The organism is Photorhabdus sp. HUG-39 (assembly GCF_963878365.1).
GTDB classification, from domain to species: Bacteria; Pseudomonadota; Gammaproteobacteria; order Enterobacterales; family Enterobacteriaceae; genus Photorhabdus; species Photorhabdus kayaii.
In genome coordinates this window covers 47,910-68,683 of record NZ_CAWNWY010000025.1, presented here as the reverse complement: position 1 = coordinate 68,683, position 20,774 = coordinate 47,910, and the positions used below count along the sequence as shown (strand labels likewise).

Below are 20,774 nucleotides of genomic sequence, written 5' to 3'. Positions count from 1 at the left end.
AATTTATGAAATCCTGCCTTGGTTATCCTCTATCTGCAATCGATTTCGCAATAATTAATTTAACAATTGTCATATTTCATAATGAATGCGAAGCCGCTCGGAGATATATTCACGAAATCAGATTTAAACGCGACATCCAGAATATAGCGATTATAATCATGCTTCACTTTAACCAATGACGGCGAAAATATGCGTATTATTCACACTTCGGACTGGCATCTTGGCCAATATTTTTTTACAAAAAGCCGGGCTGCTGAACATCAACATTTTCTGCGCTGGCTGATTAAACAGATTGAACATTATCAGGTCGATGCATTAATTGTTGCCGGAGATGTATTTGACACGGGTTCACCACCTAGCTATGCCCGTGAACTATATAATCGCTTTGTCGTTGAACTACAACCGACCGGCTGTCAGTTAATTAGCCTTGGTGGTAACCATGATTCAGTAGCAACATTAAATGAATCAAAAGAACTCCTTTCCTGCCTAAATACCACCGTTATTGCTCACGCAGAAAAAGATCAACAAAAACAGATAAAAATACTCACCACCAAACAAGGCAATACCGGTGCAATTCTTTGCGCAGTCCCTTTTCTGCGGCCAAGAGATATTATGATCAGCCAGGCTGGTCAGTCAGGAGAACAAAAACAGCTCGTATTACAAGAAGCTATTGCAGAACACTATCATCAACTCTATCAGCAAGCGTGTGAATTACGTGATGAATTGAATTTGCCCTTACCAATCATTGCTACCGGGCATCTGACGACCGTTGGTGCCACTGTTACAGATTCGGTGCGGGATATTTATATTGGTACATTGGATGCCTTCCCGGCGCAAGCTTTCCCGCCGGTAGACTATATTGCGCTTGGGCATATTCACCGGCCACAAATAGTGGCTAAATCTGAACATATTCGCTACAGCGGCTCCCCTATTCCCCTTAGTTTCGATGAAGTCGGGCAAGAGAAAAGTGTTTGTTTGGTGGAATTTACCCAAGACAAACTGGAATCCATCAAGCTTTTACCCATTCCGCAATATCAGCCCATGCAACTAATCAAGGGTAATCTGCAACACATTGAACAACAGTTACAAACTTTTAATGACTATCAAGGAGAGCAACCCGTCTGGCTGGATATTGAAGTTGCAACCCAAGATTACCTCCATGATATCCAGAAAAGGATTCGATCAATGGTTGCAGAGCTTCCTGTCGAAGTCATTCTGCTACGACGTAGTAAAACACAGCAACAAAATAGGCTAGCACAAGAAAACAGAGAAACTTTGACAGAACTTAGCGTTAACGAAGTTTTTGCCCGACGGCTTGCACAATCAGCACTCGAAGATGAAGAACATAAAAAACGTCTGACCACCCTTTTCGAACAAACACTGAACGATATCTATCAGGCTAAAAACAAGGAAGAGCAGGCATGAAGATTTTGAGTCTACGGCTAAAAAACATTAATTCATTACAAGGTGAATGGAAAATTGATTTCACAGCAGAGCCGTTTGCCAGCAGTGGTCTGTTCGCCATAACCGGTCCTACCGGCGCGGGTAAAACCACCTTATTGGATGCGATCTGCCTTGCGCTTTATCACGAAACCCCACGCTTGACGATTTCTACCTCACAAAATGAGCTGATGACCCGACACACTGCGGAATCATTGGCTGAAGTGGAATTTGAAGTGAAAGGTGTCGCTTACCGTGCTTTCTGGAGCCAACGGCGAGCGCGTAATCAACCCAATGGCAATCTGCAAGCCCCTAAAGTGGAACTCGCCCTTAGCAGCAGTGGTAAAATTCTGGCCGATAAAATCCAGGACAAAAAAGAAAAAATCATTGAAATTACTGGATTAGATTACGATCGTTTCACCAAATCCATATTGCTATCCCAAGGAGATTTCGCTGCTTTCCTCAATGCTCAGCCAAACGAACGGGCTGATTTATTGGAAGAGTTAACCGGCACTGAAATTTACGGAATTTTATCTCAACAAATTTACCAACAACATCAACAAGCACAATCAGAGCTGAATATTCTGCAAGCCAAAGCATCTGCCATTGATTTGCTAACGGCAGAGCAGTATCAACAACATCTGGAACAACAGCAACAACTCACCCATGCTGAATCACAACTCAATCAGCAGATAAAAACAGTGCAACATTCGGCACAATGGCTGACACGTGGAGAAGAACTTGAGCAACTTGTTACTGAAAATAACGCTTCCTTACAGCAGGCAGAAAAAGCGCTTACTCATGCAGAGCCGCAATTGCAGAAACTGGCTAGCAGTGAACCCGCAGAAACACTGCGCCCATTGCTGGATGATAAAAACCGAACACAATATGAACATCAGAGAACCCGCAAACAGCTGGAAGAGATGCATCAGCAACTTCAACAACAGCAACAGACGCTCACGCCGATACAGCAAAAGGTGACTCATGCAGATTCTGCCAGAACAGAGTATCAACAACACCGGCAACAACAAGAAAAGCTGATAACAGAACAGGTGATTCCATTAGATCATCAAATTGCGGTACAGATTAAAGAGCTCAATCTTACTCAGCAACAAATCAACGAGCAGAAAACTGCGCTTGAAAACCGTTGTCAACAATATGACACAGCAAATCAGCGCGCCCTATCATTCACCAATCAAAGAAAACAACTAGAAAACTATTTCGAGCAACAACCTTATCATCAATATTTCGGTGAAAATCTGGCTTTTTGGCAACATCAATTCTCTTGGCGGCAAGAGCAGCAGCAACAAATTGATCACCAAACGCAAAAAGTTGGCAAGCTCACTGCCGAAATCATGCAACTTAACAATAATCTGAACAAACAAGAGGAAGACTTAAAACAACAAATTGAAAATAACCAACCGCTGGAACTGGCATTTGAGCAGGCCAAGCAACAATTTTCTACTCTGCAAAAACAATATTCGCCGGAGAAATTAAAAAAACAATTAACTCAATATCAGGAACAACTACCGCTGCAACATAAACTGGAGATCCTGTCCCCGCAAATCTTGCAATTACAAGTCGCTATTGCCAATCATCATATTCGCTTACAACAACCGGAAAAATTATTAAAGGAACTTCCTGTTCAAATTGAATCTATCGATAAACAACTCTCAGACAAACAGCAACATTTAGCCGATCTTGCTCAACGTATTCAGTTAGAACAAAAGATTGTCAGTCTGGAAAAAGAACGGGCACAACTCAAGGAAGGTTCTCCTTGCCCACTATGCGGTGCTGAACATCATCCTGCAATTCAGGCTTATCAAAATATTGAACTACCAAAATCAGAACAACGGTTAAAAGATTTACGTCAGCAATTTGAAGCACTGCAAGCCACCAAAATATCATTGGTTAATAAAAAAGAGTTCCAACAGCAACAATACGACCATATTTTGCAAGAAATTGCTGATGCTGAACTACGATTGAATATATTAACGCAACAATGGCAGGAAACTTGCGTAATATTACAGACCGAAATTTCTCTTTCAGATAAACCCGCTCTTGAACTATTTGTGCAACAAAACCAATCTGCTCATCGGCTTTGCCAAACTCAATTAACCGAATTTGAACTGGCAGAAAAAACGTACCAGAAAACAGAAAAAATACTGACCGCTCATCAAGAATACGTTAAAGAAATTGAACGAAATATTGAACTGAGTAAACATCAACACAATGTACTGAAAAAACACTTATCTGAATTGCAACCAGAGATACAACAACAGCAGCTTAAGCTAACTGATGTCATCGAAAAAATGGCGTCAGAATTACAGCAATATAATTTATCCCTGCCAATGCTGAATGATACTGAAAACTGGCTGCAACAACGTAGAGAGGAGTGGCAGATATATCAAAACTGTCATGAAAACTGGCAACAGATCCAAAAAGAAGAAGCGGTCATTCAAAATCAGATTGAATCATTGCATAAACAGAAAGAAGAGTATGTATGCCGTTTAAATGGGCTTAATCAAACAGCACAGCAACAGAAACAGCAACTCGCAGAGGCACAACAACAGCGCCAACAACTATTTGGTAAGCGATCTGTTACCGACATCACTCAGGCATTACAACAACAATCTCAACAACTGGAAGAAGCGTACAAACAGGCACAATCACATCTGCAACAGGCACAATCCAATATTAGCCAACTGACCGGCGCCATTAATGAGACAGAAAAAAACCACAACCAGTCTGAGCAACAAAAACAGCAGGCAGAACAAAACTTCAATGCTGCATTAGCAAAGAGCCCATTTGCCGATCAGCATGCCGTTGAATCGGCGCTGTTATCGCAAGAGCAACGTAAGGAATTGCAACAACTCAAGGAACAGCTTGAACAACAACAGATACAAGCCAACGCCCTATGCCAGAAAGCAGCAGAAACTCTGCAACAACATCGGAAAAATCGCCCTGAGTTACTTAATCAATATACAAAATCACAACTGACCGAACAGTTGGAAAACATTACTGATGAGCTAAAAAGAAACACCTTACAGCAAGGAGAGCTGAAAAACCTGCTTGGTAATGATGCAATACGCCGTCAACAGCAAAAATCCTTATTGGAAGAGATCAGCCATTGCCAACAAAATTATAATGACTGGAGTTATCTTAATAATCTGATTGGTTCGGCTGATGGTGCTAAATTCCGTCGCTTTGCTCAAGGATTAACACTGGATCATTTGGTTCATCTCGCCAATCAACGGCTGAAAAAATTGCACGGACGCTACGATTTGCAACGTAAAAACAGTGATGGTCTTGAACTACAAGTGATTGATACCTGGCAAGCCGATGCTATTCGTGATACCAAAACGCTTTCCGGTGGCGAAAGTTTTCTGGTCAGCCTCGCCTTGGCTTTAGCGCTATCTGATTTAGTCAGCAATAAAACCAGTATTGACTCACTGTTCTTGGATGAAGGCTTTGGCACACTTGATCCAGAAACCCTTGATATTGCACTCGACGCTCTGGATCATCTGAATGCTTCCGGGAAAACCATTGGTGTTATAAGCCACGTCGAAGCCATGAAAGAGCGGATACCCGTACAGATTAAGGTTAAAAAAATTAATGGGCTTGGGATAAGTAAACTCTCACCTGAGTTTCGTTATGACAAGTCATAATGGAAAACAACAAACCTTTTTCCAAAGGGAATTGAATACAGCCATTTTTTCCTTGAAAGGGTACTCCCGCCAGCATAAAGGCGGGAAGGAAATTTCGACAAGGCATTACCCTTGCTGGTTTTGAATGTACTGTGTGACTTGCTCCCGCCAACATACATCGAGAAGCAAGAACGCTCAACGAAATGACCGCGCTTCGAGCAGTTTGCTAATACTAAAAGCGCGTTTTACTCACAATTAGCATTCAGGTGGGAGAAATCCGCAGGTTTTGTTAAAAGACGATGGTTTTATTAGGCCACTACAGAGTCAATCATTAAAGAAAATCGATAAACCTTTAGGTTGACTAGATTATACCCTATGGATTTCAAGATGCATCGCGACGGCAAGGGAGTGAATCCCCGGGAGCATAGATAACGATGTGACCGGGGTGAGCGAGTGCAGCCAACAAAGAGGCAACTTGAAAGATGACGGGTATATAATAACGCTGTAAGTAACCCGACTCAGATACTGTAATTTAAATCATTTTTTTGGGGTTTTATACCAATTTTCCACAATCAATTATTTGATTTTTTATGAGAAAATCTATTTACCGATTGAAAACGTTATTAAAGCCAGTCCCTTTAAGAAAACAGATTAACTGATTAATCCATTCATATTGTTATTTATTTTCCCTGATTATATAAGCATTAACATATTCAAGTTTTTTCACTGATGGCTTTATGATTGGCAGGGTTTAAACTGTTATTAAAACACATTGTTTTAACATCGGATTTTAAGCGGTATAAAATTTTAATCGGTATTTTTACCACTTTCGACGTATGCTTTCTATACCCTATGGATTTCAAAATGCATCGCGACAGTAAGGGAGTGAATCCCCGGGAGCATAGATAACTATGTGATCGGGGTCCTGTGGAACGTGGAATATCCACTCATTACCCATCTTCAGACGAGGGGATCTCATCGATAATAAGATATTGGCTGATACCAATGGGCAAAAATTTTCTACAACGGACAGTACTATCCAGTCCTGTTACTCCAGAAAATATCTGGGTAAAGGCCGAGGGCTCTCTATGATATGGTTTACAGCAACAAAAGTGCTGGAAGAGCATGTGAAACAATATTTTTGGAACGATGAATAGTCCTGACTTGTAATTTTCGAGGACTTTTACACTGGATACAAAAATAGTATTCAATGGTGATAATAAAAATATATTTATATCACTCTCGTTCTAAACGGTTTATATGAATATAAATTTTAATTAAAATTAAATCCATATATATGTTAGTTAACTGCATTTGATATATAAATATTTTTTATATATCAAATTAAATTAAATAATTTACTTACTGATAAAAGATAGTTATCACCCGATAACTAAAAGAAATTGGAAAAAATATATTTTACGAAATACTATATTAAGAATGGTTTAATAGTTATGAAATGGAATTATTCGAATTTACATAATGAGAAATAAGTGAGAAATGCAATGATGCTATAAAAAATAAACTGGTAGAAATCTATAAACATGTTTGTTATTGAGTTTCACATAGATGTGAATCAGGGAATTATTAAATCAAAGATTTATTTACTTATTATATTAGTAAAAGATAAAAGGAAAGCCTATGTCTTTAGTAAAATACCTAGCAGTTAGTCCATCTAGCTATATACTTCATTCTGCCTATATACCGTCATCGAAACCAGAAACCCAACGCGCGATTTTAGCTGCCAGTTTGTCTGATGGAAAATCAATTATAAATAATGATTTGCGTTGTTCAGAAACAGCCACAATGAAGGAAGCATGTCGTAGTATTGGAGCAAAAATTATTGAAGAGCCTAGTCGATTAATTATATATGGTACTGGTGGCAAAATTATACCTAGTAATAATGTTATTGATGCTATCGGTTCGGGATTAGTCTTTCGTGTAATAACTGCTTTAGCTTGCCATAGCGATACACCGTCTGTGATTTCTGGTGATGCTACTCTCAGAGCACGTGTCATGAAGCCTTTATTGAATGCACTTGCTGATTTAGGGGGAAATATCTCCAGTGTTCATATGAACGGAAAAGCACCTTTTATAAATTGGGGGGGATATATTGGTGGTGAGTGTGAAATCGAAGGAAATATTAGTTCTCAATTTATTACAGCAATTCTTTTCACCGCTCCCCTTGCTAAAAAAAGTACTACAATAAAAATCAAAGGAGAGATCTTATCATTATCATATATTCAGCAGACACTAGAGGTTCTTACTATAGCTGGCATCAAATTCCAGCATAATGAAAACTTTTCCAAAATTACGGTATTTCCTGGTGAATATCATCCTAATGAATATACAATAACGGGTGATTATACTTCGTGTTCTTACTTGGTTGCCGCAGAAACTTTATTTCCATGTGACCTTAAACTAAAAAATATCAACAGCAAAAGCTTGCAAGGTGAGCAGGCTATTCTGACATTTATTGAAGAAATGGGATTGGATGTTATTAGAAATGATCAGGAAAACGAAATTAGGTTGATTAATAGAAAAGGTTCATTAACTGGATGTTATGAATTTGATGTCAGTAATTGCCCTAATATTGTACCTACGCTGGCTTCAATAGGAATGTATGTCGATGGTTGTTTCAGAGTTACTGGCGGATCTATTACCCGCCTTCACAAATCGCCAAGAATAAAAGCAATGGTACAAGAATTACAAAAGTTGGGTGTCAACATTCAGCCTTTGATTATAAATGGTGTTTATGATGGTTTTGAAATTCATGGAACATCATCCTATTCAGGAGATTGCAGGCTTTCCAGTTGGGGGGATCATCGTATTTTTATGTCCTTATTTGTCGCATCATTACGTTGCCAACAAGCCAATTTTATTGATGGTTATGAAGATGTTCATTGTTCATTCCCATCTTTCTTTAAAGAGTTTGAGCAACTTGGTATTACGTTCAAAGAAATGATTTTCCAATCAGAATCGGTTTATTAATTTAGATAAGGTTATCAATATGAATTTCAAGGAAAAAATGCAGGAAATGGGCTATGTTGTAATACCTGAAGCAATAGAAAAAGAAGAAATTGAAATTATCAGGAATTTTTATAAAGAAACATCAAACATAAATAATCTTTCTACTCTTTTGCCAACAGATATATTAAAAAACACTGAAGTATTTCATGCTATTTTGAATGATAAATCAGTTACAGTTATCAAGGAAATTTTTGGAAAATCTTTTTCTTTATTTCCTAATTTTACTATTCGGGAGAGTGTTTATATTCCTTGGCACAATGATGCGTATTTTTTATCGGATGAGGTAATCAACCTATATGCACCATTACAATTTATGCAATGTGCTATATATTTGCAGGATAATGATCCTGAGTATGGAGGAGGAATAACATTAATTCCTTTTTCTCATCGACTGAATCAAACCACTGTGAAGAAAATGCTAAATACTCCGCAAGCATACGAAAAAGTGATCATGAGTAAGGCTGGTGATCTTATTCTTTGGGATAATAGAATAACTCACAGAAGTACTTATCCTGATAAAGCGCCTGATAACACAAAATTAGCGTTACAGTGGACAGTTTCTGCATCAAAGCAACATAATGAACTATACCTACAATATCTTCGGGATCGAGCACAACATAGTATGCATGTTTCCGATTATTTACCCAAAAGCCCAAAACCTTATTTTGCAGATATGCCTAATGTTCGATACCCGGACTCATTTCATCAAGATTCATTAAAAATAATGAAAACACAAAATATACACTTTATAGGGCTATGAACGATGACATATTTAGATCATAAGCAGAAAGAAAGTGGAGCATCTTATATATTGAGGCAACTACGCCAGTTAGGTGCGTCTCATCTCTTTATGGTGCCAGGCAAGCTTATAAATGCATTCATGAAATGTTACCCGAAAGATAATGATTCAGTATTAGATGTTTTTCCTGCTCCAGTAGTTACCGCCTGTGAAACGGGGGCTGCTTATATGGCAGAAGGATATGCCCGTGTCTCTGACAATTTTGGTATATGTCTGGTCATTGGTGGTCCAGGTGTTACGAATACTCTGACAGGTATAGCTTCTGCCTATACAGATAATTTCCCTGTTTTACTTTTAGCTGGGCAAATTTCATCGACAATGGAAATGCACAATGTTTTACAGGACAGTACCCAATCTGGGATTAATCAACAAGTGATTTTTTCTCCAGTAACTCGCGCAACATTTGAAGTTAAAGCGGGTCAATCAATTAGTCGGTTTCTGAGAGAATCACTCAGGGCAATGAAAGGAATTGAAAGAGGTCCAGTGTATCTGGGAGTAAGTAAGGAAATTTTAAATGAATATGATGGAAATCGCCTCGATATTAGTTCAACTGTTTCTGATTCCTGGAAAAATCGCCCAGTAGATATTAATAAAATATGTTCGCCTGAACTTGGACAATTCATAAGTAAAAATCATAATTGCATTATTCTCGCGGGGTTACGCAGTAAAACATCTGAAACTGCTGATATGTTGTTAGCATTTGCAGAAAAGTATCATTTTCCAGTAGCAACAACACTTAGTGGTAAAGGGATATTTCCAGAGGATCATCCTCTGTCGCTCGGTATTTATGGTTATTCAGGTAGCCCCAGAGCTATTGAAGCATTTAAAGATCCGGGATTGGAGGGCATTATTTTATTGGGGGTAGATACAACCCAATGGAGCACAATGCTCTGGTCTCCAGAATTGCAACTTTCTGGTAGAACTATTCAGGTTGATACAAATCCTGAATATCTTGGTAAATACCTTGATATTACTTGTGGGGTTACTGCAAATAGCAGTGCTTTTCTGGATACTCTTGGCGAGTATTACCATAATACGCTCATAGCTGGATGCCTAACACGGGAAAAATGGATAAAAGACCTCAGTACCGTTCCCAAATATTTTCCTATTGATTTTAGTGCAACAGGTGATGCAGAAAGACACCCCGCATCCTATATCAATATTCTCCAAGAACATTTCCCAGAAAATGGAATTGTCAGTGTAGACTCTGGTGCGCATCGTTCATTCTTTGGTCATTATTGGGTCGCCCGCAGACCTGAAGCATACTTATCCGCTACTACACTCGGGCCTATGGGCTGGAGTATTCCAGCCGGAATAGGCGCTAGCTTCGCAGCACCGGACAGGAAATGTATGGTAATCACAGGTGATGGTTGTATGTTAATGCAGGGAATGGAGTTAGCCACTGCATCAAAATACCATCGTAATATACTTTTTATTGTCTTCAACAATGCTTCTTATGCCGCAAGCTACTTTAATAATAAAGATAACAGAGCGGATCTGACGAAAATTCCTAATTATGATTGGTGTCAACTGGCTAAGGGATTAGGGGTAAATAGCTTTTGCGTGAATTCTCCTGAACAATTACAGGAATGCCTAGCCGGGATTATGCAGCAAAACGCCCCTTTTTTGATTGAAATCAAATGTGATAGTCAACACGCTACGCCAAATAAGGAATACAACGGACGCATAAAAACACTCCCTCTTGTATGAAAGGAGCAATGGCATGAGATCAAAACTCATTATCATCAACTCGTGCGTTATCTTAGTACTCGGATTGTTTTCTATAGACCTCTATAATCCAGCACTTCCCATTATAAAAATAGCGCTCGCAATAACAGACAATCAGGCACAGAGCTTGGTTGTTTATTATCTCCTTGGTTTTGCAGTATCTCAGATTTTTTATGGCCCACTTTCTGATAAATACGGGCGTATTCCTGTAATCATATTTTCCTTATTATTTTCTGCTGTTGGTAACTATCTAACTTCTACCGCAGAATCATTTCACACACTTTCATTATTCAGACTCCTGACGGGAATTGGTGCAGGTGGATGCCCAGTTATTAGTAGAGCAATACTCAGCGATACTTTTAGGGATAAGACGGAATTATCAAAATCACTGGCAATTTTTTCTATGGCATCACAAGTTTCTCCTGCTTTTGCCCCCATTATTGGGGGATATATCACAGAGTATCTGCCGTGGAAATTTAATTTTATCGCGTTAGCCATCATGATGTTATTAGGTGCGATTTTTGTCAAAATGACACTGCCGGAAACATCTCCGATGAGATCAAGTCGCAATGGTAGACTGGCTGGTTTTCGAATTTTATTATCAGATGTTAATTTTGTTGTATACAGTGTTGTCTCTGCTGTCTTATTTGCCATTACCATTGGTTATTTTACTGCCAGTCCTTTCGTATTCCAGACCCAATTTGGGTTATCGTCATCACAGAACGGATATTTGTTTATAATCTATTCCGCTGGAATTGTAATAGGTTCATTGTTAACAAAAAAAGGATTATCACACGCTACACCTGAATACATTCTTAAAATATCTTTGCCATTATTACTGTCATTCACGGTAATAGCGCTCATTTTTATTCACTTCACTCAGATATTATCAATTGGCTTCATCATTATTTATAGTTTAGCAATAGGGTTGGGATGTGGGCTATCTTCCCCTTTATTACTCGGGATAAGTTTACATGGTCATCCTGAATTATCAGGAACGGGTAGCGCTTTGCAGGGGGCACTCAAAATGGCCGGAGCCGCTATTGTATTATGGTTTTTCTCCAGTGGTCATACAACGACTGCGACTGGCTTGATGTGGGGACTTTTTGCTCTTGCTCTGATTTGTTTCATTTTAATAGCTTGTACCCAGTATTGGGTGTCTGAAACAGAAAACTGATGTTTGTAGAACTATTCTTATATGGAGAGAATATGGATCTTAAAATAACGGGGCGTTGGGCTGTTATATGTGCAGCCAGCGAAGGTCTGGGCTTTGCTTGCGCAGCGGCGTTAGTTGCAGAAGGTGTAAATGTTGTTATTAACGCACGACGAACTGAACAATTGGAAATGGCAGCGCTACAGTTGCAAGAGATAAATTCAGCCGTGTCGATAAGATGGATATCGGGTGATATAACTCAACCGGAAACACAAGAGGCAGTGTTAACAGCTTCACCTATGGTGGATATCCTTATCACAAATGCAGGAGGGCCGCCAACAGGTCATTTTTCTGAATGGAGTCATGATATATGGTATCAGGCAATTAACACCAATATGCTTACACCAATAACTCTGATCCAAGCAGTGATCAATAAAATGGCTGACCGTAGTTTTGGACGCATCATTAATATTACTTCTGGTACAGTTAAAGCACCTCAAAATGAGTTGGGATTATCAAATGGAGCACGAGGTGGGCTAACAACTTTCGTTAGTGGTTTGGCAAAATCTCATTTATTGATGAGAAATAATGTCACTATAAATAATCTATTACCCGGAGCATTCGAGACTCAGCGCTTGAGACAAACATTTAAACAAAAAGCATTAAGATATGGTGATTCACCGGAAAATATGGCAATGCAACGTAGCCAGAAAATTCCCGCAGGAAGATTTGGAATTCCAGAAGAATTTGGAGCCTGTTGTGCATTTTTATGTAGTACCCATGCCGGTTATATAACAGGACAAAATATTCTTATCGACGGAGGCGCTTATCCCGGTGTCTTTTAGCCAAATGATGTCGTGAGTTTTCAGAACAGTGAACGTGAAATTGTGACAGGCACCTTGATGTGCCTGAACAAAAAATCAGTCACAGTTCATACTGAAAATGGCATTCACTGGAATTAATCGGTATAAAATTTTAATCGGTATTTTTACCACTTTCGATGTCTGCTTTCTGTTAAGTTTAATCATACCCGCTATTCATTTTTACTGATCATAATAATCACTTATCTGTTTAATCATTCATTCTTTTTTATCCATTATTTCCCAACGCGCACTAATACTGACCGGCAATCTTGAGTGGTTTTAATAAGTCGTTACCCTTTATGTTTTTTCGGATAATCAACTCATTTTTCAGATTTTAAATCCTACTAAATTAACCATTTTACCTAATTTTTTATTGCGTTATTTTTATAGCTTTTCTCGTAAAATAACAACGAAAAAGCATCTGAATATCCTCCTGTTAGTTATATAAAATCTTTAATAGCTCCGTATTATCACTTTTAAAGTGTTGTATCAGGTTAAGTAAACGTAAAATAATCGGAGGATAACATTGCCGATAAATGTATTAAATATGACAGAGAGTCAGCCGTTTTTAGCCACTCTGTATTTTTTAAATCTGGCATTAATGAATGCACCTGTTTTTTTTCAATCCTTAACTAATCACCGATAAAAAGCATTTTCAATTGTCCAGAAGTGAAAATGCAAGTAAAAAGATAAGCTGAACCATGTTAAAAAGATGATATACCCGTCATCTTTCAAGTTGCCTCTTTGTTGGCTGCACTCGCTCACCCCGGTCACATAGTTATCTATGCTCCCGGGGATTCACTCCCTTGCCGCCGCGATGCATCTTGAAATCCATAGGGTATAAGCTGAATCTGGAACCGGTAAATAATTCTATTTTCCACCTCGTATTTAACGATGCCATTTTCATTAAATTGATACTTTCCATTAAACTGATACTTAGGTTTTTTCAATTTTACTTTAATAATTCTATATTCATTTTTCTACACTTAAAAAACAGAGAGAGTAAATGGTGTGTTAATGACATTAAAATTAAAGCATATTTCTTTAATCATTTTTAATGCTGTTAATCTGGTTAACCTAAAATCTTATCCGCTTTCTTTAACGATTATCTCTGATTTTCCGTAAACTTCTTACAGCCCTGTAAAATAAACTTAAAATCTGCTTTTCCTGTTTTTTTCTCTTCCAATGCTAATATAGCATCGAATTTTTATCCGCAGAAAAAGAATCTTAACCACTTCTTTTTACCTTTGATGATTAAAGTTTTTACCTGTTTTTTCATAATACGTTTACCATTTCTTTCCCGATTTTAAAACCACACTGATAGACAAAAACAGCTTTTCTTAACACCTGCTTTATCAGGAAAAGGAAATCCCACTTTTACAACTATTTTGAAAATAGTCAAAGCGCTTGGATTAAGATTTGAGTTACAATCTACTAACGTTAATATTTAAATCTAAGCTTTAACATATTGGTCACCTTTAAATCTTCAATGATAATCATGGTGTGGTTTTTTCTGATTGTCATGATGACTTTATGCAGGTCGTCGCAGCAAATATTAGCAACACGGGTATACAGAAAACTGCGCCTTATAATCTTCCCCTGAAAGACAAAGTTTTAAGGCGCACCCTGATAATAGAAAGCAATAAATTTTTCCCCAGCAACCAAAACAAAATCGAAAAGAGACAACGATATTACGACTGATTAATCCGCAGTAACCAGTTCCAATATTTGCTGCCTGACATGCTCGAAAATGAGTTCGCCAATCTCCGCACTCGAACCGGATGTTTTAGAAAGAACGCCTCTCGTTGAAAATTCTTTTTTAATCGGCACTTGATAGATCCCAGCACGTGGAGGTTTATCGTGATCAGGTCGCTCAGCTCTCACTAAATCCGGGCGTAAATGCAACATTAAACTCGTTTCTGTTAACCCTGCATGCTCAGCATGCCAACCGGGAAAATCAATTAAATGTTCACGCGTCCAGTCATCAGACACCAAACTCCACCAGCTAAATACGATAACGGAACGATCGTTAAAATGTCCCTCCGCCCGTAATGCGTCTACCGCTTCGAAAATAAAACCTTCATTCTCAAAATGACCATTAATGATCACCAGTTGCTTAAAGGGTAATGAGCACAAGCTCTTAATTGTTTGGCTGATATAAGCAGTAAATGTTGATCCGTCTAGGTAAATCGTGCCAGGAAATTCAAGTCCACCCCCACTTTGTGGCAATGATCTGGCAGACACTGGCTGTACCGGCAAGGTGAATCCATTAATATCCTCCGCCAACACGCGGGCAAAGGCTTCTGGGATCACTGAATCCACATTCAACGGCAGATGAGGCCCATGCTGCTCAATCCCGCCAATCGGCCATATCAATGTCTTACCTTCAACCGCGGCTAAGACCTGCTCACTGGTCAGTTCCGCAAATTCTCTAATTTTATTATTATTCATAATGTTATCCTTTTTCCTCATACTTTTTCTGACGTCATGACTTGCGTATATTCATGAACAATGCGCTGCAATGTTTTATACATATGCCGATGAAGCGCGGTGTAAACCTGCACCGTATTCGCCCCTGCCAGTAGGTATTCATGAACATCATTGCCATCCTGTACGCCTCCCGACCCAAGTATTGGAATCGTCACCCCTCGCTTACGCAGGTTATAAATAGCGGCAAGCACCATTGGTTTGATCCCTGGCCCAGAGTATCCGCAAACCCCATTAAGCAGCGCTTCGCCATTCGCTGTGTCGAATGCAATGCCTGAAATGGTATCGCTCAACGTTATCGCATCAGCCCCCCCTTCTACCGCAGCTTGAACACGCCCATACAAATTATCGCCAAGCGAGAGTTTGACCGCAAAAGGGGTGTCCGTTCGCTCTTCCACCGCTTTGGTGTAGTTGAATACTCGTTCTGGTGTATCTTCCGTGAAGTCGTCCGCATGCAAGCATGAAATGCCTAACTCCAAAGGGGCATCGGTCACTTCCGAGATACGAACAGCCAATGAACCTAACGCCTCAGGTGATTCAGCGTGGATAGAAACTATCACCGGAAGTTGTTCTTCCTTAAATTCACGGAGAAGCATTAACCAATATTCAACGGTTTTCTTCGAATACGTCGTATTGTTCAGCATCCCTGTACTGAACAAATAGGTCTTTTCTGTATGCAATTTTTCTGAGCGCGGGTAAATCGTTTTTGTCACGACTGCCCCTGCGCCGTGAGCGATAAACTGGCGAATATTTTTAGCTTGATCAGAAAGTAGACCCGACCCAACAATAATTGGGTTTTTTATCTTCATTCCTAAAACATCATAGGTTGATTCAATAACTCGATTTTCCATCGTAACTCCACAAATTACCCATTCAAGCAAACTCGCTATTAACCCGCCTTTCAATTCAATAGAAAGTCAATGGAAAGGCGGTATATCCTCAAAAAGATGATCAATAGCTATTCAACTGCAAAATTCCTGAAAATCTCGCCAATCTGTCCCGGATTTTGACGAAAATCGTGAATATCCAATTTCGACAAATTGCAAATATGCTCTAATCCCTTTAACAAATGACTACCACCATTCACAATCGGTAGTTGAGTGATTAATAAGACGGGCCGTTTCAGAGCAGAGGCCCAACCAAGTTCAATATGTGTACCGTCAGTACGCAGTAATTCATCACCTTGATGAACCGGAAGAATGGGCATGAAAAAATCACACTGCCGCATCCATTGGAAATCCCGTTTCGATACCATATCTGGCGTATAACTGGGTGTATCAATGCCAAATTTCTCAGTCAAATGCGCCGAAAATACATTACCATTCAGTGCCTTAACCGTGTTAATCGCCAGTTGGATCGTCGTTCTCAACTCCTCATGAAAACCGTTATCACAAATTGCAAATTGAATCGGCCCACCAATGAAAACACTTTTATTTGCCAACGGCATAACGTTCCCCTTAATTTTCATTACTCAACAGACTATGAGCCGTCGTTTCAGAGCATCGAACTCGGCACAGCCAGAAGATAGGATGCTTAATAATTCAATAAGTTATCACTCACAACAGGCCAGTTTGTTCTAGCTATATCGAGGAAGCAGGTTGTTTTCCTCAAGTTCATCTAAGCTATCTACAAATGCCAAATAAACTTTTTCCAGATGAGTGTCATCATGTGCATCGGATATAAACCAGCAACGCCATTCCCAGATATAAACCCCTCTCATCAACAGGTTGTAGTAAAGCAAATCCATGTTGTCGCGATGTATTAATCTAAAAAATGAGGAAAACGATCTTGCCTCGATAGGAACCCGACGGCTTAAGAACAGTTGGTTCAAACGTGAAACAAATGATTCAGTACGCTGAGTCAGTACTTTGGTAAAAGTTTCCCCTCGCCTCTTGATCTCCTGCAAAGTGGCTTTCGCTGCGGTCATGCAAAGCGGATGTTGAAAATAGGTCCCACCAAAGAATGTCGGCTCCGCTGCGGGGAAACTATCATCGTTGAAATTCCAGTTTCCACCATCAATCGAATCAAGCATATTCTTCCTACCCGTAATGACGCCCAGAGGCATTCCACCACCTATCGTTTTGCCATAGGTCACAATATCCGCTTCAATGCCGAATAACCCCTGGACACCCGCTGGATGAACTCTGAAACCTGTCACGATTTCGTCAAATATCAGCAGAATATCTAACTCCCTGGTCACTTGACGCAAACGTCGCAAATAATCTGGATTGCTAAGCCCTGGGTCACGCGTGGGTATAGGTTCTACCAGCACCGCGGCGATATCGGTTCTATTGGTTTTGAGAAACTCAATGGCCTCATTGGAGCCAAACCCAAACACCGAAACATCAGCAACCATATTTTCAGGTATACCCACCGAAATGGGTTTTGTCGCATTAACTTCATCATATTCACCAGCTCTAGCCAGTACGGCATCCCAATGTCCGTGGTAACTGCTAGAAAAGAGCACAATATGATTACGGCGAGTAAGCGTTCGTGCTGCCCGAACCGCATTCATCACCGCTTCCGTTCCACTATTGACGAAAGCAACGCGATCCATGCCGGTAATCTCTTTGATAAGTTCAGCCACTTCTAAACCTATCTCATGCCGAGTTCCCAAACCAAAACTGTTGTCTATTTGCTGAGTGAGCGCTTTAACTACAAAGGGTGGGCTATGGCCAAACAAATGCGCACCGAACCCCATCGTCATATCAATGTAATCATTACCATCAATATCCTTGACAACAGGGCCGGCAAACTTGGTGCAGACAATCGGGTAAAGTAGCTCTTTTATGGAGGGTTTAAAGCCAATTCCAGAACGGCTATCTGCAATATTTTTACGTACCGCTACCGAATGAATTTTTGATTTAATCGTTCGCTCGTTATATTTAGATATGAATGAAGCCAGATACTTTTTTCTCTCCTCAGATTCAATCGATGATGCACTTCTTGACATCCATTGGAAAAGGCGTTCTTTCTTAACCGGTGGAATATTGGGTGTATCGGATTGTTCAGACCTTTTTTCTTGATCAGCCAAGGCGGGTTGAGTGACCGAATGGTTATCTGCCGTAACCTTATTTTTATCCGCCATCAAGATATATTCACTGAGTTGACGAACCGTTTGTAATTCTGCGAAAAATTGCCGCACTGAAAGTTTTATACCAAATCGTTTATGGATGGGCTCCAATGCTTCGAATAACAAGAGTGATTCCGCACCCAATTCAACCAACGGTATTTCTAGTTCTATCTCTTCTTTCGGTAAACCAAATGTTTCTGCAAAAATAGCGATTATTTCTCTCTGAATAATTTCAATATCACTCATATCAACCTCACTTTCCTCAAAATGAAGACGATCTCTACCGGTTTTACTGTTGCAAGCCATATGCACAGCCACTAGTGAACCTGAGCAAAAAGTGCCTACGCTGACAGCAGGCCCTAAACAGTTGAGTTTATACGCCATACGCGTTGCCAAAGCATCTACAGAACTTCCACCAAACATCAGCATGGCGTCAGCAGAAGAGGGGGCAGCGTCGGTACATCGGCTTGCCAGGTACTCCGACGAGAACCGATAAAAACTGAACAGAGCCCTGCATCTGCCCCGCTGGAATAACCGCTAAGTTCCAGCGCCTTATGGCAAACCTCCAGACAAATCCGTTGCTGAGGGTCCATGACCCCCACCCTCTGGCTAAGCCAGCCTCATTACGGAGAGGGCAAAGTTTGTGCTTGGTGTTACTCCATCAATCAACGGCTTATCAGAAATAGCGTTTCAACTTTTCAACCAATCAACAATGATCATGATCCAGAGAAAGGCTGTGCTCTACTTATGCAACTATAAAAGATGAAGAATGACAGGTATGCTATTGATACATAAATTAAAATTTCTATTCATATAATTGCCCTAACTGAACACGCATAATCTTCACCTTTCCATTGCAAGCCCTACGATTAAAACGTTGTGCAGACTCCACACTCTTCTGCATGCAAACTAGTCGGATAACACAGCGTTTACTTTTGACTACCAGAGAAAGCGAACATGCAGAGTAAAAAAACGGGAATTAATAGCCCGGCTACCCCGCATGGAATGATAATTAGCGTCATTTACTCAGAGACTAAAAACACAGTGACGATTTTAAAAGTAGCAATAAAAAAAGAAACCTCCACGAATCAATCCAAATATTTGAGCTAAGCCAAAATAATTAATATATTATTACTATTAAATAAGTAATCTGATTAACGTCTTGCTTTAACCATACCCTCACTTTCCGGCTTTTATGAATGCCATAGTTATCTAAAATCAATGTTATGTGACTGCTCCCCGCCGTAAAACGGGTGTCGCACAGCGAGGGAAAACCCGTACCGGCTGGTTTTATGGCTTTAAACTTCATCTGGTTATCAATGATTGTGGTGAACTTTTGGCAGTTAAGTTGACCTAAGGAAATAAAGATGAGCGTCATCCTGTCAAAACGCTGGTACAAGGGTTAACAGGGATGGCTTTACTGGCGCTTCCATGCCGTCATTGCAGAGTATTGAGGCGTAAATACTTGCCTGTTGCAATGCGAGTGATTGTCATGCTTTTCACTTCCCCGTTAATTTCACGATGCAGCTGGGCTTCTACCGGCGGTAATTTCGGGATTTTTTTGCCACTGCCAGCAAAGGCTTCAGGTCTTTACGCGGGTTTATGTTGACGTAAACGTGTTATTGTCAAAATAACCTCCAATCAATGTGCAACTTATCTCACATATTGATTATTATCACATAGTTTCACAAAATCACACCCCGCTCGTCGAACTGGATTAACCCAATTACAAAAATATAAAATTATATTAAAACGTTTAATAGGGTGAACCTCATGATGGAAAAAGAACAATAACGTTTATCAGATTACAGATTAAAAACATAGGCGCTCCATTAATACCATATTTTAAAAAGAGACAACGTGACTAAAAACGGTTTTATTTTCTGGCATGTTTAATGCGCTTATCTGTCACAATGCTAACCCTCTGTCTATTTTACATTTATCTAACCGACCTGAAAATTTAAAAGCACTAATATAAAGAGATTAAAGCTTTATAGAAAAGATCGATTTAAATCAATAAATTAACTTTTCAGATAAATAGTAAATCGCATTTAATCGAAAGCTATTAAACATTAAAAGAAAATTGAAAAAATCAGCGAGAAAAAGAATATAATCTAAAATAGGTTCATATTAAAGTGTTTTCTTGCCGTTATTTTACAAAGAAACCATAAAAAATAGTAAAACGATTAATTTAGCCGGATTTAAACCCTAAAAAATAAGGAATTATCTGAAAGAACATAAAGGGCTATCTTTATATCATCAGACTATTTAATCACTGATTTATGAAGATAAACCATGATGATTAAACTTGAAAAAAAAGCGTTTCTGCCCGAAAAAAAGGTAAATAAAAAGGTGATTTTAATACCGAATACCTTTTTTAAAGCTCATAGGCTTTTATTTACCTGTTCGAGTTAATAGTTTCACTTATTAACGATGGTTGGGATAACAGAATTTAAAGCATTTATTTATCATTTTCACACTTATATTTATTCCCGTCTTGTCAGGTTAAATCACTTGTGAGTGTGTGGCTTTTTTCCATTACTCAGTTTGAAAC

The 20,774-nt window shown here is 39.3% G+C and carries 13 protein-coding genes and 2 pseudogenes; 8 read left to right on the top strand and 7 right to left on the bottom strand.

Features of this window, described 5'->3' with window-relative positions; genetic code table 11:
- Positions 1 to 189: 189 nt before the first annotated feature.
- The 7 genes from sbcD to AAC155_RS16130 all read left to right on the top strand — a co-directional run bounded on the left by sbcD (position 190) and on the right by AAC155_RS16130 (position 12,642).
- On the top strand, positions 190 to 1,425 hold the full coding sequence (gene sbcD / locus AAC155_RS16160) for an exonuclease subunit SbcD (RefSeq protein ID WP_113043311.1): 1,236 nt from the start codon (positions 190 to 192) through the stop codon (positions 1,423 to 1,425).
- On the top strand, positions 1,422 to 5,108 hold the full coding sequence (locus tag AAC155_RS16155; RefSeq protein ID WP_113043310.1) for an AAA family ATPase: 3,687 nt from the start codon (positions 1,422 to 1,424) through the stop codon (positions 5,106 to 5,108). Before sbcD ends, AAC155_RS16155 begins: the two co-directional genes overlap by 4 nt.
- A 1,620-nt stretch (positions 5,109 to 6,728) precedes the next feature.
- Positions 6,729 to 8,078, top strand: a complete 1,350-nt coding sequence (gene aroA / locus AAC155_RS16150) for a 3-phosphoshikimate 1-carboxyvinyltransferase (protein WP_113043309.1) — start codon at positions 6,729 to 6,731, stop codon at positions 8,076 to 8,078.
- 19 nt (positions 8,079 to 8,097) lie between these two features.
- Positions 8,098 to 8,877 (top strand): phytanoyl-CoA dioxygenase family protein, encoded by a 780-nt coding sequence (locus tag AAC155_RS16145; protein ID WP_113043308.1) that lies wholly within the window; start codon positions 8,098 to 8,100, stop codon positions 8,875 to 8,877.
- Positions 8,878 to 8,880: 3 nt separating this feature from the next.
- Positions 8,881 to 10,626 carry a thiamine pyrophosphate-binding protein gene (locus AAC155_RS16140; protein ID WP_113043307.1) on the top strand — a complete coding sequence of 582 codons (1,746 nt, stop codon included), beginning with the start codon at positions 8,881 to 8,883 and terminating at the stop codon, positions 10,624 to 10,626.
- 13 nt (positions 10,627 to 10,639) lie between these two features.
- Positions 10,640 to 11,821: a Bcr/CflA family efflux MFS transporter gene (locus AAC155_RS16135; protein ID WP_113043306.1), complete on the top strand. Its 1,182-nt coding sequence runs from the start codon at positions 10,640 to 10,642 to the stop codon at positions 11,819 to 11,821.
- 32 nt (positions 11,822 to 11,853) lie between these two features.
- Positions 11,854 to 12,642 carry an SDR family oxidoreductase gene (locus tag AAC155_RS16130; RefSeq protein ID WP_113043305.1) on the top strand — a complete coding sequence of 263 codons (789 nt, stop codon included), beginning with the start codon at positions 11,854 to 11,856 and terminating at the stop codon, positions 12,640 to 12,642.
- Positions 12,643 to 13,296: 654 nt separating this feature from the next.
- On the opposite strand, the gene AAC155_RS16125 is transcribed toward AAC155_RS16130, so the two are convergent.
- The 6 genes from AAC155_RS16125 to AAC155_RS16100 all read right to left on the bottom strand — a co-directional run bounded on the left by AAC155_RS16125 (position 13,297) and on the right by AAC155_RS16100 (position 18,813).
- Positions 13,297 to 13,434 carry a hypothetical protein gene (locus AAC155_RS16125; protein WP_158536582.1) on the bottom strand — a complete coding sequence of 46 codons (138 nt, stop codon included), beginning with the start codon at positions 13,432 to 13,434 and terminating at the stop codon, positions 13,297 to 13,299.
- Between the two features lie 927 nt (positions 13,435 to 14,361).
- Positions 14,362 to 15,111: a creatininase family protein gene (locus tag AAC155_RS16120; protein ID WP_113043304.1), complete on the bottom strand. Its 750-nt coding sequence runs from the start codon at positions 15,109 to 15,111 to the stop codon at positions 14,362 to 14,364.
- A 17-nt stretch (positions 15,112 to 15,128) separates the two neighbouring features.
- Positions 15,129 to 15,998, bottom strand: a complete 870-nt coding sequence (locus tag AAC155_RS16115; RefSeq protein ID WP_113043303.1) for a dihydroorotate dehydrogenase — start codon at positions 15,996 to 15,998, stop codon at positions 15,129 to 15,131.
- 107 nt (positions 15,999 to 16,105) lie between these two features.
- Positions 16,106 to 16,594 carry a hypothetical protein gene (locus AAC155_RS16110; protein ID WP_113043302.1) on the bottom strand — a complete coding sequence of 163 codons (489 nt, stop codon included), beginning with the start codon at positions 16,592 to 16,594 and terminating at the stop codon, positions 16,106 to 16,108.
- 129 nt (positions 16,595 to 16,723) lie between these two features.
- Positions 16,724 to 18,649, bottom strand: a complete 1,926-nt coding sequence (locus tag AAC155_RS16105) for an aminotransferase class III-fold pyridoxal phosphate-dependent enzyme (protein WP_262978105.1) — start codon at positions 18,647 to 18,649, stop codon at positions 16,724 to 16,726.
- Complete coding sequence (locus AAC155_RS16100) at positions 18,643 to 18,813, bottom strand: beta-ketoacyl synthase N-terminal-like domain-containing protein (RefSeq protein ID WP_262405173.1); 171 nt, start codon at positions 18,811 to 18,813, stop codon at positions 18,643 to 18,645. The genes AAC155_RS16105 and AAC155_RS16100 overlap by 7 nt, the downstream gene beginning before the upstream one ends.
- 644 nt (positions 18,814 to 19,457) lie before the next feature.
- On the opposite strand from AAC155_RS16100, the pseudogene AAC155_RS16095 reads away from it, so the two are divergent.
- A pseudogene (locus tag AAC155_RS16095) lies at positions 19,458 to 19,574 on the top strand (transposase); the annotation flags it as partial.
- Positions 19,575 to 19,614: 40 nt separating this feature from the next.
- On the opposite strand, the pseudogene AAC155_RS16090 reads toward AAC155_RS16095, so the two are convergent.
- Positions 19,615 to 19,780: pseudogene (locus AAC155_RS16090) on the bottom strand (RNA-guided endonuclease TnpB family protein); the annotation flags it as partial.
- Positions 19,781 to 20,774 lie beyond the last annotated feature (994 nt).

What these genes read in the sequence shown, in the direction of transcription:
- sbcD (WP_113043311.1), top strand. Translation starts at nt 190, where the DNA reads ATGCGTATTATTCACACTTCGGACTGGCATCTTGGCCAATATTTTTTT.
- AAC155_RS16155 (WP_113043310.1), top strand. Translation starts at nt 1,422, where the DNA reads ATGAAGATTTTGAGTCTACGGCTAAAAAACATTAATTCATTACAAGGT.
- aroA (WP_113043309.1), top strand. Translation starts at nt 6,729, where the DNA reads ATGTCTTTAGTAAAATACCTAGCAGTTAGTCCATCTAGCTATATACTT.
- AAC155_RS16145 (WP_113043308.1), top strand. Translation starts at nt 8,098, where the DNA reads ATGAATTTCAAGGAAAAAATGCAGGAAATGGGCTATGTTGTAATACCT.
- AAC155_RS16140 (WP_113043307.1), top strand. Translation starts at nt 8,881, where the DNA reads ATGACATATTTAGATCATAAGCAGAAAGAAAGTGGAGCATCTTATATA.
- AAC155_RS16135 (WP_113043306.1), top strand. Translation starts at nt 10,640, where the DNA reads ATGAGATCAAAACTCATTATCATCAACTCGTGCGTTATCTTAGTACTC.
- AAC155_RS16130 (WP_113043305.1), top strand. Translation starts at nt 11,854, where the DNA reads ATGGATCTTAAAATAACGGGGCGTTGGGCTGTTATATGTGCAGCCAGC.
- AAC155_RS16120 (WP_113043304.1), bottom strand. Translation starts at nt 15,111, where the DNA reads ATGAATAATAATAAAATTAGAGAATTTGCGGAACTGACCAGTGAGCAG.
- AAC155_RS16115 (WP_113043303.1), bottom strand. Translation starts at nt 15,998, where the DNA reads ATGGAAAATCGAGTTATTGAATCAACCTATGATGTTTTAGGAATGAAG.
- AAC155_RS16110 (WP_113043302.1), bottom strand. Translation starts at nt 16,594, where the DNA reads ATGCCGTTGGCAAATAAAAGTGTTTTCATTGGTGGGCCGATTCAATTT.
- AAC155_RS16105 (WP_262978105.1), bottom strand. Translation starts at nt 18,649, where the DNA reads ATGCTGATGTTTGGTGGAAGTTCTGTAGATGCTTTGGCAACGCGTATG.
- AAC155_RS16100 (WP_262405173.1), bottom strand. Translation starts at nt 18,813, where the DNA reads ATGGACCCTCAGCAACGGATTTGTCTGGAGGTTTGCCATAAGGCGCTG.